This window comes from Paraflavitalea soli, from assembly GCF_003555545.1.
GTDB classification, from domain to species: Bacteria; Bacteroidota; Bacteroidia; order Chitinophagales; family Chitinophagaceae; genus Paraflavitalea; species Paraflavitalea soli.
In genome coordinates this window covers 1,395,152-1,412,282 of record NZ_CP032157.1, presented here as the reverse complement: position 1 = coordinate 1,412,282, position 17,131 = coordinate 1,395,152, and the positions used below count along the sequence as shown (strand labels likewise).

General features: G+C 46.1%; 9 protein-coding genes. 5 read left to right on the top strand and 4 right to left on the bottom strand.

All coding sequences use genetic code 11. The features are described from left to right. Positions 1-27 precede the first annotated feature (27 nt). From D3H65_RS05370 to D3H65_RS05355, 4 genes are all read left to right on the top strand, one after another. Positions 28-1,974, top strand: a complete 1,947-nt coding sequence (locus D3H65_RS05370) for a heparinase II/III domain-containing protein (RefSeq protein WP_119049278.1) — start codon at positions 28-30, stop codon at positions 1,972-1,974. Positions 1,975-2,003: 29 nt separating this feature from the next. Further along, positions 2,004-4,094 (top strand): polysaccharide lyase family 8 super-sandwich domain-containing protein, encoded by a 2,091-nt coding sequence (locus tag D3H65_RS05365; RefSeq protein WP_119049277.1) that lies wholly within the window; start codon positions 2,004-2,006, stop codon positions 4,092-4,094. 290 nt (positions 4,095-4,384) lie between these two features. Further along, the gene (locus D3H65_RS05360) at positions 4,385-5,587 is read left to right on the top strand and encodes a hypothetical protein (protein WP_162915421.1); all 1,203 of its coding nucleotides are present in this window, start codon (positions 4,385-4,387) and stop codon (positions 5,585-5,587) included. A 5-nt stretch (positions 5,588-5,592) separates the two neighbouring features. Further along, positions 5,593-6,567 (top strand): AlbA family DNA-binding domain-containing protein, encoded by a 975-nt coding sequence (locus tag D3H65_RS05355; protein ID WP_119049275.1) that lies wholly within the window; start codon positions 5,593-5,595, stop codon positions 6,565-6,567. A 533-nt stretch (positions 6,568-7,100) separates the two neighbouring features. Here D3H65_RS05355 and D3H65_RS05350 read toward each other — a convergent pair. Further along, positions 7,101-7,748, bottom strand: coding sequence for a hypothetical protein (locus tag D3H65_RS05350; protein WP_119049274.1), 648 nt, complete (start codon positions 7,746-7,748; stop codon positions 7,101-7,103). Continuing rightward, positions 7,726-12,042, bottom strand: a complete 4,317-nt coding sequence (locus tag D3H65_RS05345) for a DUF6443 domain-containing protein (RefSeq protein ID WP_170163500.1) — start codon at positions 12,040-12,042, stop codon at positions 7,726-7,728. Before D3H65_RS05345 ends, D3H65_RS05350 begins: the two co-directional genes overlap by 23 nt. An 807-nt stretch (positions 12,043-12,849) precedes the next feature. Between D3H65_RS05345 and D3H65_RS32795 the strand changes: the two genes are divergently transcribed. Beyond that, positions 12,850-13,239, top strand: a complete 390-nt coding sequence (locus D3H65_RS32795) for a hypothetical protein (RefSeq protein ID WP_162915420.1) — start codon at positions 12,850-12,852, stop codon at positions 13,237-13,239. Positions 13,240-14,127: 888 nt separating this feature from the next. Here D3H65_RS32795 and D3H65_RS05330 read toward each other — a convergent pair. Continuing rightward, complete coding sequence (locus D3H65_RS05330) at positions 14,128-14,823, bottom strand: hypothetical protein (RefSeq protein ID WP_119049271.1); 696 nt, start codon at positions 14,821-14,823, stop codon at positions 14,128-14,130. A gap of 239 nt (positions 14,824-15,062) precedes the next feature. Next, complete coding sequence (locus D3H65_RS05325) at positions 15,063-17,114, bottom strand: right-handed parallel beta-helix repeat-containing protein (protein WP_162915419.1); 2,052 nt, start codon at positions 17,112-17,114, stop codon at positions 15,063-15,065. Between the last annotated feature and the right edge of the window lie 17 nt (positions 17,115-17,131).

Below are 17,131 nucleotides of genomic sequence, written 5' to 3'. Positions count from 1 at the left end.
ATACCTGATCTACTCAATAACAACTGTATGAAAAAAACGATCTGGACCCTGTTGATCACCCTCTGCTGCTGGCAACTTCCTGCCCGGCAAAACCTGTTGAGCGGAAAGTATACTGCCGTCCAGTTAAAAACCGTATTGATCCCGCAGGCACAGTGGGTGCCCTTTCCCAGGACCAGCGACCGCGCAGCATGGGCCAAAGCAGATGCAGCTACGATGAAAGCCATTCTTGCCAGGGCCAATACCCTTATCAATTATACCTGGCCTTCCATCCCTGCCACCAAATCATTACTGATAGAGCGTACCGGCAACCGCACCGAATACCAGGCCATCGCCAATGAAAAACGCAGCGCATTGGCAGCCTTGTTGCTGGCCGAGATCTATGAGAACAAAGGCCGCTTTATTGATCCCATCATCGATGGCGTATGGTCCATTTGTGAGGAATCCTTCTGGGGCGCCTCCGCCCATCTTCCCCAAACCAAAGAGTATTCCGGCCTGATGGACGTATCACAGCCTTTTGTGGAACTCTTCAGTGCAGAAACAGGTACCCTCCTGGCCTGGGTGGATTACTTTGTAGGCGACAAACTCGATGCCGTATCCCCCCAAATAAGAAAACGCATTTATTATGAAACCAACTACCGCCTCCTCACACCACTCATGACCAAAAAACATGGCTGGATGACAAAGACTGCCAATGGAAGGCCACCCAACAACTGGAATCCCTGGATCTGCTCCAACTGGCTCAATACAGTGTTGCTGTTAGAGAAGGATGATACCAAAAGGACCGCAGCCGTAGCTAAGTTATTGACCGTACTGGATGAGTTTGTTAATCCTTATCCCCAGGATGGTGGTTGTGATGAAGGCCCGGGTTATTGGGGTGCAGCCGCCGCTTCCCTGTATGATAATGTTTCCATGCTCAACCTCGCTTCCAACAATGCCTTCCAATATGTATTTGAAGACGGGAAGATCAGGAATATGGGCCGTTTTATTTACCGTGCGCAGATCGGGCCCGAATATTTTGTCAACTTTGCCGATGCCTCTCCTACCCCTGGCATGGCTGCCGATATGATCTACCGGTTTGGAAAGGATATTAAAGACAGCGCCATGGTTAAATTTGGCGCTTACTACCGCAAGCCCGCCTCAGCCAATTCAGGCACCTATCACTTCTTCCGGAATTTCTATTCCCTGTTCATGCAGGAGGAGTTCCAAAATGCGCCACAAGGCCTTCCTCTGCCCGCCAGCGTATGGCTGCCCGATATACAAGTGATGATTGCCCGCGATAAACAAGGCACCACCGATGGCCTCTTTGTAGCTGCCAAAGGCGGGCACAATGATGAAAGCCACAACCACAACGATATTGGCAATTATATGGTATACTACAATGGACTGCCCCTGTTGATCGATGTGGGCAGCGGTACCTACACCCGCAAAACATTCAGTAGCCGGCGTTATGATATATGGTACAATTGTTCTGAATACCACAATACCCCTACCGTCAATGGCGTCAATCAGTCCCCCGGCGCCACCTTCAAGGCAACCAATGTAGCCTATAAAGAGGACAAGACATTTGCAGAGCTGTCCCTGGATATTGCAAAGTCCTACCCCCGGCAGGCAGGCATCAACACCTGGCAGCGATCCATCCGCCTCAACCGCGGTAAGAATGTGGAAGTGAAAGACGTCCTGGCCCTCAGCAAGGCCGATAGCATCGTGGAAAACCTCATGACCTGTTACCCCGCCGCCATCACATCACCCGGTGAGTTGACCATTCACTATGCACCTAAACAGGGCGCCCCCAAAGACTTTGTCATCAGGTACAACCCTAAGCAATTGGGGGTGGCCGTTGAAAAAGTGCCCCTTACCACCGAAGAAGACAAAGGCGTCCGCGACAGGTGGGGTGATAGCATTTACCGGATCACCTTCAAGCTTATTGCACCCAAAACCAAAGACAAGATCAACTTTGTCATTGCACCCAAATAATATTGAGCCCGAGCCATAATACAAGCCATATGCAACAGCGTACTTCTTTTTGGTCAATTATATTATTCCTCTTCGCATCAGCCGCCGCACAAGCCCAGGATATTTCTACTATAAAGAAACGTGTGGTGGACGATCTCCTGGCGCCATCCGTCAACAAAGAGGAAATAGACCAACTCATAAAAACCATTCAGCCCGACGGCACCTGGCCTGGTATCGACTATAAGGATGTTTCCCGCACCGGCTTCCAGCACAAGCAGCACCTCGATAATATGCTCGAATTGGCGAGGGCTTATAAAAAGAAGGGCGCCGCCTCCTTTACAGCCCCTCCTGTTAAAGCTGCTTTTTCCCTGGCCCTTGATTATTGGCTCGCCCATGATTTCAGGTGCGACAATTGGTGGTGGAATGAAATGGGTACCCCCAACCTCATGATCAATACCTTACTGGTAATGGACGATGCCCTCACAGAGAAGCAAAAGAAGGAAGGCTTGGCCATTGCCCACCGCGCCAATATGGAGACCTTTGGCGCGCGCCCAGGCGGCGACCTGATGCCCATTGCCGGCATGTTTGCCAAACAGGGTTTATTCATGGAAAATGCCGATACCCTTCGGAAAGCATTGAAGGCCATGGCCGCCGATATCAAGATCAGTAATGAACGGGGCCTGCAGCCCGACATGAGCTTTCATCACCGCACCGACAATGTGATCTCCACCCTTACCTATGGTTCCAATTATGCCAGTTCCTTTGCCTACTGGGCTGCTAAGATCCGTGGTGCAGGTTTTTCCTTTCCGGATTCATCCATCAGACTTGTCACCGATTATTTCCTGGATGGCATTTGCCAGTCATTGGTCTATGCCACTTATCCCGATCCCGGAGCTATGAACCGTGATATCAGTCGTAAGAATGCCCTGGATGCTGAAGATGTTTCTTTGCCCCGGAACCTACGCCAGGCATCTGACTACCGCGCCAAAGAACTGGAAACCATCATCGCTATCAGGGAAGGAAAAACGAAACCCGTTATAACCAAAGACCGGTACTTCTGGCATTCCCATTATTATACTCACCAACGTCCGGATTATTACGCTTCCGTGCGCATGCATTCCGCCCGGGCCAACAATATGGAAGAGCCACACAATGAAGAAGGCATCAAAAATCATTACTACGGTGATGGCTCCTTCTTCTTATCCCGTACCGGTCGTGAATTCTCCAATATTTTTCCTGTGTGGGACTGGCGTAAGGTACCTGGCGCTACCATTGTACAAAAAGCTGACTTTCCCCATTGGAAACAATTGGCGAAAAAGGGCCTCACTGATTTTGCCGGTGGCGTAAGCGATGGGAAGTATGGCGTAGCGGCTTTTGATTTTGCCAGTGTACATGATCCCCTCAGAGCCCGTAAATCATGGTTCTTTTTTGATAACGAGATCGTATGCCTGGGCGCTGGCATCCAGATCGATACAGCCGTTGATATAGCCACTACCCTCAATCAATGTTTATTGAAAGGCGAGGTAGTCGTCAACAAGCAGAGCAAGAATACTACCCTCCAAAGCGGCAAACATACCCTGCCCAATGTTTCCTGGGTATATCACGACAGCATCGCTTATTTCTTCCCGCAGCCCACTACCGTGCAGATCAGCAACGGAGAAGCTACCGGCAACTGGCGGCAGATCAACCACCAGGCCTGGGCCACCGAAGAAACCGTCAAGAAAAATGTATTTACCCTCTGGCTCGATCATGGTATACAGCCTAAGAACGCCACATATGCTTGGATAGCTTTGCCCAATGTGGATGCTGTTACGGCGTCAAAGTACAGTAAGAAATCACCCATCAGGATACTGGCCAATACGCCCGAACTGCAAGCCGTGGAGTATACTGGGCTACAAAGAACGGGGATCGTTTTTTACAAGGCAGGCAGTATTAAGGTCAGTGATAAATTAACTGTTGCCACTACTCAGCCTTGCATCGTGATGATCAAAGCGAAAGGTGCCACCGTTTCGGCTATGGCTATAGCAATATCAGACCCTACTCAAAAATTAAGCTTCCTGCAATTAAAGGTGAATGAACGAACCATTCAAGTATCATTACCCACAGACGGTAAAGCTGGTAGTACAATTATAGAACAATAAGAAAAGGCGCAACCTGAGCGTCATTCGAACTGCGTGATAATCAATATTAGTCGAGCATTATTTCAAAAAACTCAATGAATAATATGAATAATTAAAAAAGAGAATACCTCAACAAAATAAACGTCCTTCTGCTGACTTCTCTTACATTATTGGTATATTATTCATGTATCAATTTCAAGATCAGGGGGACCTACAAACCCATCAATTTAAGGCTTGGCATAATTAAATAAGCAACTTTTACGTACATTAGTAAAAGAAGCCAATTAGTTATCACAGCCTAAATGGAGAGAATGTCCCACATTAAGGAAATTATGAACTTTAAGGATTTTGGAGAATTATTTGAAGCTGCTATTCAATTAGGAGTAATAGATAGTTCTAATAATATGATTACCTCTGAAATATTATACCATTATCAGTTCAATTCCTGGCTATGCAACCATAAAAACTGCGACCTTAATGATATAGAACATTATCTTAGTTTTTTGAATATAAATACTCTTAAAGAATATCTAAATTTTGAATCTCAAGAAGTTGGCGTAGAAAAATTCCTATCGAGCATTAGTGATGAAGAAGCTTTTAGCGAATTTATGATTCAACACAATGCTCTTAGAAGCAAATTTCGAGTCAAACGCAGAGCAACTAAATTTGACTGTGAGCAAATGCCAAGACTGAAAGAAGGAGACGTAATTTCTTTTGAGCCTGAATATAAGACCAGCAAAGAGGCCTATATTCTTTTGACAGAATATTACGCAAGGTGCTACCTTGAACTTGAGAAGAGCACATTTAAACAAACTTATAAGGTAGTTAACTCAGATACTATAATGGCGGAAATTTCTGAGATAGAACGTTTCATCTCCACAGTCGAAAATATAAGTCTTTCACAAGCTAGCAAAGCATACGCAAAACATTCGGAAGATTCGACTGAATTTGTGTACAAACGCTTAAAGGCTGGATTCTATGAATTTTTAGAGATCGAAAAGTATCCTTGGATTTCATCTATAGGCAACGTTGAAGCAATGGTCTATGGAAGATTTTTCTTGTTCTATGACTTTTTAAAGTCAGCCTTGCAGGAACTATCTGAAAAGGAATGGGATTGGGGAGATTTTTTAGAAAAGCAGACTATTTCTTCAAACCAAAATCTGAACAATGGCTTCTCAAAGCTCGAGAAATATATCAACGACTATGTTTATCAAGACATGAAAACCAACCTTGATCGCCTAAATCAAATTAAGAGAAACTTAATGAGTTGGAAGGAACAATTGTACAATGCCTTTATTAATCCAGAAAATGCGATTGATCCAACGGATGAGTATCGAAATCGCATGAAAATGAACGCTGAAAGGATGCGAAATAAAATTATAGCTGCCTTGAGTATCATAGAATCAAGGATTTCGTCGAAATCAGGACATGACAATTTTTCTGCAACAACTTTTGCTATAACTCAGTCAAATGCGGAATACGAAAAACACATTCTAAAAAAAGGGATACGATAACAATTATGAAATGGAGTTTAGAAACCCTACAGTCTTACATTTCAGATGGCATTGAGGAGAATTTAGTTCTAGAGTATAAAGCTGGAGATGCGTTGCAAAAAAATGATAAAAAAAAGGGCGATATTGCGAAAGATGTTTCTGCTATGGCCAATTCAGCAGGGGGGACAATTATCTATGGAATAAGAGAGTTTCAAACTAAAGGAAAAGAGCATTTGCCAGAAATCATCGATGCGGTTAAAAGGGAGGAAATTTCAAAAGAATGGCTTGAGCAGGTAATAAACTCAAACATACAACCCAAAATTGAGAATGTCCTAATCATCCCAATACCTGTTAACGCCGAAAGCGTTGTCTACGTTGTCGAAGTTCCTCAAAGTGATACCGCGCATCAAGCAAGCGACTTTCGGTATTACAAACGTCATAATTTTGTCTGTGTGGCAATGGAGGACTATGAGATTCGCGACATTATGAGTAGATTGAAGCACCCAAAAGTTGAATTAGAATTTCTAATAGAGAGGATAATAGTTCAAGAGAAAGATTCGATTAGCGGAAGGATAAAACCTAACGGTAGTTCATACCTAGATTATAATCTTAAATTTGCAATCAGAAACCTAGGGAAGATTTATGCTAAATATGTGAACTATTCTATCGAACTTCCTCAGGAAATTTTAGAGAATGGAGAAGAATATAAAGAAAGTTTAGAGAGAAGACGATTTAGGGTATTTTACGGAGACAATACTTATCGCGATATTATTGACATCAAAATTAGTGCCGCTGGAGAACCTTATAACAGCTACGGTCCATCAAGATACGATCCAATTTTGCCAGGAACGACGAGCCGCTCAGAGGTTATAAGGCTAAAAAGGAACCTTAGGAATGAGAGTTACAACATATATTGGAAGGTTTTTGCAGACAACGCAGAACCCGGTATTGGAGAAATCGCGATTTCAAAATTACTCTCGAATGCCACAGATGTTTGGTAACCCTATTCAATAATGACAGCTTTCACGAAGTAAAGACTGGCTTTATTGATTTACACATCTTATACTGAACTTTATCAACCGATCATTCCTATCAATTTCATCATTAATTGTTGCGGCCTTTTTAGTATTGTCGATGAAAGTTATAAAGGGGATAGCTAGATCCGTCCATAAACCCAGCCAATAATACATTCAACAATTTGCTACTTAAAGTTTTTCATAAATCGAACAATACTATCACTAAGAGTAATGCCATCATTTGATACTGATTGGAAAAAATCTCTTTTCATATGTGGCCGACAAGAGGCACACCAAAGAAGGACTGTAATTATTAACGCACTACTTGTTCTGTTTGTTTTTAGCATCTTTTTCCATTTGTTACGGATCAGAGATGTCAATGTTCGACTACTAATACCAACCATAACCAATTCAAAAGGATAACAGTACGTTTCTTTCAAGATGGGGCCACGACGTGGTTATCGAAGAACATGCCAGCGATTGTGCATTTATCCTGTTTAGTCAGGAGTAGAAAGATTTTATATTATCAGCTTATTGCCCATTCTATTGATAAATTTCTCTTGGGGGAGTAATGTGGCTTCATAAAGAGTATCCCTATTTCCAATAATAGTAAAAACCCGAATGATTCCACGTGACTTACTTACTTCAACATCGAAACGATGGGCTTGATAATGTTTATTTCCTGAAGCGGGATAAAAATAAAAAGGATGCAAAGTGAAATTAAAAAGCGTATCGTTTTGGGCTAAAGTCTTCCCAGTAAACACAATCGAATCTCCTGAAGACATTTTTCTGTCGTTATCGAATCGAGCATTCCAGGAAGCTTGTTCGGGTACATTAAAACTAAAGAGAGTATCTTCATTGAAGCCGGTGGCGTTTTTATAATCAAAGGGAATTAATAACAAGCTCCCATTTTGCATTCTGCAATAACCGCCAATAAAAAAATAAGAATCCGGGCTACATTTAAGTTTCTGGTAATTTTTGCCCGACATTTTGATCGAATTATCTGACCATCCAAAATCCTTTAAAAAATAGTTTGAATCATCTATTTTAAGATCTTGATATTTGGTTCTCATTTGTTGAAAAACCTCTGGCTTTGTTTTATTTTGACAACATACCAAGAACCAAAAGCCAATAAAAAAAGTATTACTTAGAATTTTTTCGAGCATCTTCTTCCATTTTTTTCATTAATGCTAAATCGCGAATATTCTCTTTTGTTGCATTTCCGTCCTTAACCTTAAGTTCTAATAAGTCTTTCATATAGCTCCATGCAGTTGATTGAAATTTTACATTTAGGACACCATTATTCTTTAATGGCAATCCTGGTGTGACTGAGGAATTTCCAAATCGATTATGTTCTTTTTCCTCATCACCACTAGAATTGGATATATGAGCATTCATTTCATGAAAAAATACAAAGGCAAGATCATATTTATCCAATTGATTCAAGCTCTGTCCATTAACCCCTAAAATACTGATTTCACGACCTTCAGATTTGCTTACATCTTTTCCCTGAAATTTACTAACCCCTGGCTTATTTATGTTATTTGAACCAAAATCCAAGGTATTATCATCTGTCACTATCCTGTTTTCCCTAAGTCCAGTAAGCGTATACCCTGCAGAACCGGGTCTACTCCCTTTCCCTATATAAACATCATGTGTTTCACTGCCTGCATAATTATTATACTCTTGCCTACCTAGACTTGTTCGATTCATTGTATTTAATGCGCCCCAAACTACTGGTTCATTTTTTAGATCACTCGTCACAATGATCGAATCTCCATTTACATCAATATTTAAAATAGGATTGTTAGCCACATAGCAATAGGAACTCAATGTTGTGTACTTTTCTGACAAACGATCTTGTACATGCCATCTTCCAATCTGCTGATCATACATCCGGCCGATATAATCAATCCACTCCAACCCACGGCCGTCGGAGAACTCTCGGCCCTGCTCTTCCTTACCATTAAACTTAAACCTGTTTCTAAGTGGCGTCGTAAGGGCCTTGCTGCTAATGCCTTGCATCACCAATCCAAAAGGATAATAGTGTGTTTCTTCCAGTATCGGTCCGGGGGTGTGGGTCAGGACCAGGTTGTCAAAATAAACAGGCAGGTTACTCTCGTTGCTCACATAAACGTACATATAGCCTGACTTAACGACCGTAACAGGATTGTTGATATACGTATTGTGCAGCTTATATCCCCCGCCCGCCAGTACCGGGTCCGCACCGCCGCTAATGTACTTCAATTGCTCATCAAAGAGTATATAATTAACAAAGGCCCGGGCATTACTTGCCCCAGGGTTATTATTACTGATAAAGTTTGCCAGATCCGTATTGTTGTTTCCAATCCCGCTCACCTGTGCCGGTGTCAGCACCCCTTTACCCGCTATTACTGTGCTACTGCCTGTAAAGGCAGTTAGCAATTCTGTCACCGCCAGTGTAAGCGGACTGCCCGCACCGCCTCCGGGCAGGGTGTAGAAGGATTCTGCCGCGATCTTCACCTGGTCACCCGCCATCACCTTCAGCACAACTCCAAGGCCTGTTTTCTCATTCGTCAGCCCGCCATGCACCCGGTACAATTTGTTTTCAAAACTGGCCTGCGTAGCCGCCGTAGTAGCCTTGGTGATGCGCCGGGCGTCAACGATATTGTAATAGTCGTCTTCTTTCTGGTACCGCGCATCTTCCACCGAGGCAGTCGGGTAGCAAATGTTTTCCTTATGTTCGGTGAGCACCGCACGTACACTGCCCAGGTGATCTTTGAGCGAGTAATCAAACAAGAGTCGTTTGGGCTGCGGCGTACACACCCCGCTATCCACCCCTGCAAAACGGATACGCCCCTCCTCATGGGCGAAGAACTGCAAGGTATCGTTCTGGTATACCGCCCCGCCCAGGTAGAGCGTTACTATCGTATCCACCCCCGGTTCATACACCGTTTTTTTCAGTTTCCTGCCACCGGCGTCATATACATATTCCACATAGCCCTTATTATTGCTGCCATCCTTTTTCAGCGTCACCTTCGCCGGTAGGTTCAGATAATTGTAGTCCACTCCATTGCCGCCTGCAAAAGTTACGATGTCCTTATTGAGGTCTTTGACCATATTGCCATTGCCGTCATAGCTGTAGTCGACTGTATTACTATTTTTGCTGCCTGCATTGGGGTGCAGGGAAGAGGTACGGAAGTCCCCCAGCCGGGTGTTCACATCATTTACTCCGTCAATTACATTGAGCAGCCGGTTGCTGTTGGGAATATAATTGTAAGCAAGACTGTCGATAGTAGTAGAGCCGCTGAGTTTCCAGCCCCGCTGCTTTTGGGTGAGGATATTGCCATTGGCATCATAGCTAAGCCCGGTGGTACTGAAGTCCATGCCCGCACTCTTGTTGAATACCGCCGAGGCGCCGCTGCCGCTCACGTACTGGTTGAAGTCGGCTGCAGTAAGCCTGTTCACTGCATCATAGGTAAAATCCTGCTTACGTCTTTGCTGATCCCCTTCACTTTTCCACAAAGCCCCGCTGATATTGCCATTGTACTGGGGCGTGAAAGTACCCAGGCTCCCGTTTTTATCATAGCCCAGCTCCAAGCCGAAGTACTGGTCACTGTTGGCATTGGTAAGGTAGTTCTTATTGATCGCCGTCAGCCAGCCGCGGATATTGTAGGTATAGTCGACCTTTGCTAGTTCGGTACCTGCACCGGGTTTGGTGCCCAGTTTCTTTTTCACCAGTTGCCCGATTGCATCGTATTGCAGCTCTGATATCGTTTTATAGCTGCTCATCGCTGCACTATTGACATCCGTATTGCTGATCTTCTTTTCAGTTTTGACTATGCGCCCCAGGCTGTCAAAACTGTTGCGGGCAACCAGGATGGTACTCTGACCACCGGTACCCGTTTTAACCACTTCTGTTACGGTGATATAGGGTTGACCTATCCAGATATATTGCATGGTAGTTACCTCGTAGCCTCCTATATCCTCCTGCTGGTGCTGGATCAGCCGGCTGTCAGCATCGTAAAAACTGATAGAGGATAGAAAAGTCCCCGTACCCGGTATCCTCGTCCGGGTGCCCGTCACCATGCCTTTCAGCTGGAGTGAGGTGCATTGGGTGACCGCCTGGGGATAGGGGAAGGTACTATTACTGGCCGGCTCCAGATACAGATCATGACCCGTACTCATCGAAGGGTACCCACCCAGCCAGTTATAATTATCATAGTAAGTAGTGGTCAGCTCCTCATAGGTCTGCCCGGCCAGGTTGGGATAATCGATGCTGGGATAGGCTGCCGGGTAATGCGTAGACAAACTGCTGTTGTTGTTCCAAAGGCCGGTCGCGATAGGCCGATTGATGGAATCATACTGGGTATACAGCCATTTAACAGGACTGCCTGCCCGCATATTGGAATCCTGCAGCAGCACCAGCCTATCGCGCGCATCATGGATCATGTATACAGGGCCAGCGCCGGGTATCTTTTTAATCAGGGGCCTCCGCTTGCCATCATACTCATAGCGGAAACATTGCTCAGCCAGGATCACCCCACTGCTCCAGTTGATGTTCCAGCTATTCGCCTGCAGCAGTTCCACCCCGCGGGGCTGGATCACCGCCCGCAGCAGGTTCAGGAGATCATACACGTAATAAGTACAGTACCAGCCATAGTGGCCCTTTCCGCTACCAGTATCGACAGTGGCGGAGAACTGTACTTTCTTGAGCACGGTCTTTCCTTCCAGGTCGATGAACTCGATCACCTGTTTGCCGTTCTCATCGACGGTTACGTTTTTAAATAATTCACCCGGCTTATACAAGCTGTCGCAATTATAGCTGCCAAATACCCCCATGCTGCCGCTGTTCGTCACCTTCCAGACGCGTACACTATCAGTAACTGTATTGCCCCAGTATTTATGCTCTATGCCCCGGCCTGCATTCACCCAGCTGTTGCCGGGCGCATAGCTGCGCTGCACACGGTTGAGCGGAGAAGCTTCAAATTCCGTTTTACCATAATAGAATGTTTCTCCCTGTCCATAGACAGGGCTGCCCGGATTGCTGTAAAACGAGTTCTGCTGCTGGAAGGGATTGGTCTTAAAGCCGCCATCGCTGATCGAGGTATTGCCGCCCGTACTGTTAGCGGCGAAGGGCAGGTATTGCCGCTGGATGCGTCCCCATTCATCATAGACCACAGGGCTTACCAGGTCCACAGCACTGCCGCCTGTAGGGTAAGACCCCTGCTTCTGCACCGTTTGCACCGGCCGGCCCAGCCCGTCGTAGTATTGGATGGTGATACGCGCCTGCCGCAGGGGACTGCTTAAAGTGAAATTGGCATCGCTCGTATCAGGCTTCATAGCCGTCCAGGTGATCACTTTGTTGTTGCTCACCCCTGTATAAGCCGGTGGCGTTACCACAGTGGGGTCCTGGGCAAAAAGCCAGCTGGCAGGCAATAGAAAAATGATTACGGTGAGCAGGGCATGAGAAGCTCGCATAAGCAGTTGGTTTAATAAAAGAAAGTACCCAGGCTACCGGCAAAAGCCGTAACCGTTGCAATAAATGACTACTGTTGTAAACCTGTGCTTTTCTTTGATCACTAACCGGAGGACGAATAACCGAAGTGTGGTGATGGGCGGTGGCCCATCTGCCATACAAGATTAATGATCTTTATCCTGTATTTCAAACTGTCACCCCCGTTTAACCATTCTGTGTATAATTTATCCGTAGCAGCTATAATTTGATAGTGCCTTGTCAACAGTCATGATCATTAGTTACGGAATTGAAAGACTCATCATTGCAGAAAATGCTGTGGGATGGTGCAGTACAAGGTTAGGAAGTTTTGAATTCTCAGGCAAAGAGAAGGGATTAAATTGCAGAAAATAATTCCATTCGCATAAGGCATCATTTGACCATTATCATATCGCCTACCGCATATGCCGTCACCGAAGCATACCCTCATCCATTCCGCACACTTCCTGCCTCCAAATCCCTCACTGCAATACCCACCTCTCCGGTGGCAGCAACAATACCTCATACTAAAAAAACAGAAAAAACCGCTATACAAAGTTATGGCGGCAAGCCAGCCCACACCTGCCCACAAACCCTTGGCGTCAATGCCGCCAAATGGTTCGGCATAAAGCTTTAGTACACCCCCTCATCGACACATACCGCACCAGCTGTCACCAGTAGGGCAGCTGATGAATTCCGCGCATTTATTCCGCGTTCCATTTGGCCTTGCGCCCATGCCGCCATGGCACTGCTCCGCAGCTTTTGCTGTTATTTTTCATTTTTAATTTTTTAGTATGAAGTATTATCTCGTTGCACGTACTATCTCCTGTATGGTTGGCATTGAGCAGTGCCGCATTTTCGTTGTCCGCAGGTCCCAGTGCGCGGCTTTTGAAAGGGCCTTTGCCGGTTACATCCTCCTCGTTGCCGCTACTGCCCAGGCATTGCCGGCCGCTCCCGTCGTCACATATGAAAAGGCCTCCGGGCCTTTTCACTTGTACCAGCCGCTTTCAATAACACAAACACAGTTGAAAACACAATTACAAAATACAAACACCAATACACAAAAACAGCACAGTCGCACCACAAGCACAAATACAAACACAGGCGCAAATAAAAAATCAGGACAGATACAAACAGCCACAAATACAAACAAATCCCAACCGTCATCCACGAAATCCCTATAATCCATCAATCAGCGATTCCATCAGCGAAATATATTCAGTCCTGCAGGCCCGTGATTCCATCCCATCTATCCCATAAATCACACCCATCCCAGTTCAGACACAAAAAGCCCCGCTCCAAAGAGCAGGGCTTTATCATATCTCTGATAAGAGAAACAGTTTTTATTTACCCTCCGGATACCCGGCAGCTGCCGCGCAGACAGAACTGCCCGCAACGATGCCGCCGCTTTCCGGCCAGGCGATGATCGTTTATAACCAGCAACCAAATCCTGGCTTCTGCCTCCCTGTTTTTGTCCCGTTCTTCCTCTCGTAAATGTTCCGCAGCCATTCAGCATAGATTCAGATCCGGGAAACAAAGGATCAATACCAGTGGCAATAGCCCTCAGTTGACAGCTAAAAACCAATCAGTCAACCGCCAATCGCTATCGCTTAACAGCGAATGCGCCTTCAAAAGATTCGAAGCTTAAGGCTCGTAGCTCGAAGCTCGTGGCTCGTAGCTTTTCATCCGCAAGTGTTGCACAACACTTAGTAGTTTCCATCGTCCATGCTTAGGGGCCCCATCCACATAGTCGATTGCTTTGGTAACTGTTCCATACAAACGTACGACATTCAGATACCCGTTTCCAAATGTCCGATTGTCGATTTCGTCTATTTTGTATAAAATGTAAAAAATCGACTACAATGACGTCGATTTTTTACAAAAATTACAAAATTAACCAAACCGGCCATGTCGCATTTGGATTTGGCACGTCCTATGTTGTATGTTTGCCAGAGCTATTTGAACCCAGTATGACAGAGGCAAGCTACCAATAAGCGTAAGGAGTACAAAACACGGAGTATTCTGCATTCTGCATTCTGCATTCTGTATTCTGTATTCTGTATTCTCCCCCCTTACCCCGTCCGCACCACCATCATCGCCTGGTACCTGGGACCGGCATTAAGTGGTACATTCAGTTTGGTACCAAGATACAGCAATACCATCCAGGGGCGGTTCTTCGCTGGCAATACCAATGACAGCTTGCATTCGATCTGTCCCTGTTCTTTATAGGAATACGTCCTTGATTCATCCGTCTCTATCCGGATGCCCCGGGCCTTGGAAGGATCTCCAGACAGTAGGATGGCATGCAGCTGATAGCTTTCCGCTTTGGTACTTGGCCGGTGCACATTAAGGCTTCCCACACCAACGCTCAGTTGCAGACTCCCCCGCACCATCTGCTGGTGAATATGCCCCGTAAATAGCTTATAAATGGGATAATCTTCCTGAAAGACGACCTTATCCATATGGCGGAAATCCATTTTACCGCTTTCCAGGTAAGCCTTCTTAAAAGCCCCGGCCACCCGCGTGGTCGTCATACCAAGGTCCATCTTTTGGGTGAATACAGAAAGCAGCGCCATCATTTGCTTGGCAGCATTATTGGTTTGGACGGTAATGGCGGCGCTCCGCGCCAGCACCTCATTCAGTACCGCAGGTTTCACCGTACCCCTGTTTCTTCGCCAGAAATAACGATATTTACCGCGTACCAGCACGTATTTGTCCGGGTCAGGACAGGGAGGGATAGTAGAATTGAATTTTCTTTTTTTCGGCATGCGCCAATAGTTTACAGTAAGCAATAAGGTACTACTGCCAGAAAATCCCCTTGTACTACAATATACAAAGTTTTCAATATATCTCAAAAAGTTATAGAGCTCTTATAGAGCTGTTATAGAGCAGTTATAGAGCTCTTATAGAGGCCATGGTAGTAGTATTCTCCTGGGACTTCTCTGGGCTTACAATGGGGAGCTTCACAGGCTAAGCCATAGAGTCCCGCCCACACCCCATCCTACCCCTACTCCATCAAAATAGTTTTAGCTGCACTGATCTTTTGTTGCTCCTTGCCATGGCCGTTATGACTATACCTGTTTTGAGTTGACAGGCAATTGGTGGCGCCATAACTTTCCACACCATAGCCTGCATTGAACTGTACCCGGTTATCCGTGATAGTAATAGCAGAAGACCCTTTGTATAAAAATTCTACCATCACCCCACTGCGGTCATTGGCCTCCACCAGGTTACTGCTCACCGTCACACCACGGCTTTCCGTGATCAGCACCCCATAATAACCATTGCGGGCGATCTCACAGCCACTGATCAGGGCACTGTCACAGGCCTCCAGCGCCACACCAGCGCCCAGAGGAGAAGTAGCCAGACGGCAATTCTGAACAGTCACCTGCGAACAATGCGTCAACAACAGGTTATGCAATAACTTTTGTCCCGGCGGCACACTCACCCCATTCTCATTCAGATCACAGCTAATGATGTCTATACCTGCGGCCCCGTTGATGAATACCCCATTGTAAGTACAATTGCGCACCGTCAGGTTTTCCAGCCTGATATGCTTCATTTGCCCCTCCCGCTGCGCCCTGAACAGGATACCACCGCGATTATAACCGCCGCGGTAAGAACGCCCGCTATTGGGATCGCTGGGCACGGTAGTGGAAGCTGCCCCTTCTATTACCAGGTCACGGATAGTAACATCGTGCAGGTCATCACTCCCGTTTACCATCGTCTCCCGGGCACCCGAAGCAGGGTCCAGGAAAAGCACCGTGGCAATGCCCTCACCTGCCAATACAACACCACTGGGTATCTTTAAGGTCGCAGGCAAGGTATGGATACCCGCCTTTGCCACCACCCAACGGCCACTGCCTGCAGCCTCATCCAATGCCTGCTGAATGGATTGCCCCGGAGCCACCAGCACCGCATCAGCAGGAATAACAGGAGCCTTTGTAGCGCCCGCTATATAACCTGTCTTATCAGGTATAGGTGTCTTACCCTTGGTGGGTGTCACACCATTGGGCGCCCGTACAGCTGTCAATACACTTCTGGAAGCTTTGGAACGCACGCTGTCCGCCGCACGCTCCGTATAAGGCAGCGAAATATTTATGGCTTTGTGATGCTGGTATACATATTCATAATCATCCCGTAATTCTTTGGCCCGTTCTGAAATAACACCATAACAGTGCGGCTTCTCCCCCAATAAAAAACGCGCAGTATATTCATAACCCATCGCCAGCCGGTAACCACCAATAGAAAACAGATCAACTCCCTGCGTAAAAGCGATCTGCGCCGCACCGGCAAATTCCCCCAGGCCCAGTTGCACATGCCCCTGATCACGCGTGCTCTCCTGGCACTGACCACTGGGATAAATATATTTAAACAAACTGCCATTCACTGGCGCATGCAGAAAATGATCGACCGCATTATCAAACATCGCCCGGTTATCCAGGAAAATGCCCATGGCCATAATGGAATGAATGATCGCCCCATCCCAATTGCCATTCGCCTGCGGATAATAAAAACGCAGCAGCGGATAATACACATCCATGAGCATCGACTTGAATCGGCCAACACTTTCCTGTTTCCAGCCGGCATTCGTATAACGCAATATCTCGGCCGCATTGCACAACGCATGGCCTGTCCAGGCAGCCAATAATTTAGCATCATTGTAATCAAAATGCCACAATACCGGCGTCCACGCATCCAGTATCCCAATAGCCCTATTAGCATAAGTTTTATCACCGGTTATATACCACACAATCGCATAGTTATAAGCCATGGCAGCACTCTTCGACAGGTCATTGCCGCCTATATTAGGTTTACCATATGGCCCCCGCAACACATGGGCAAAAGGCACTGCTGTAAAAGCCGTATCCGTAGCAGCTTTCAACCGGTCAAAAGCCCCCTTCCAGGGCTGCGCACCCTTTAATACCTGCCCTTTCATATAAGCCAGGTCCTTCGCCGACTGGTCAACACCCGGATGAACAAAAGGCTGGGCCAACGAACACAAGGGAATTAAAACCACCAATAACAGGAAACTTATAATGCTGAGCTTACGATTCATGTTGTTCATATTATTCG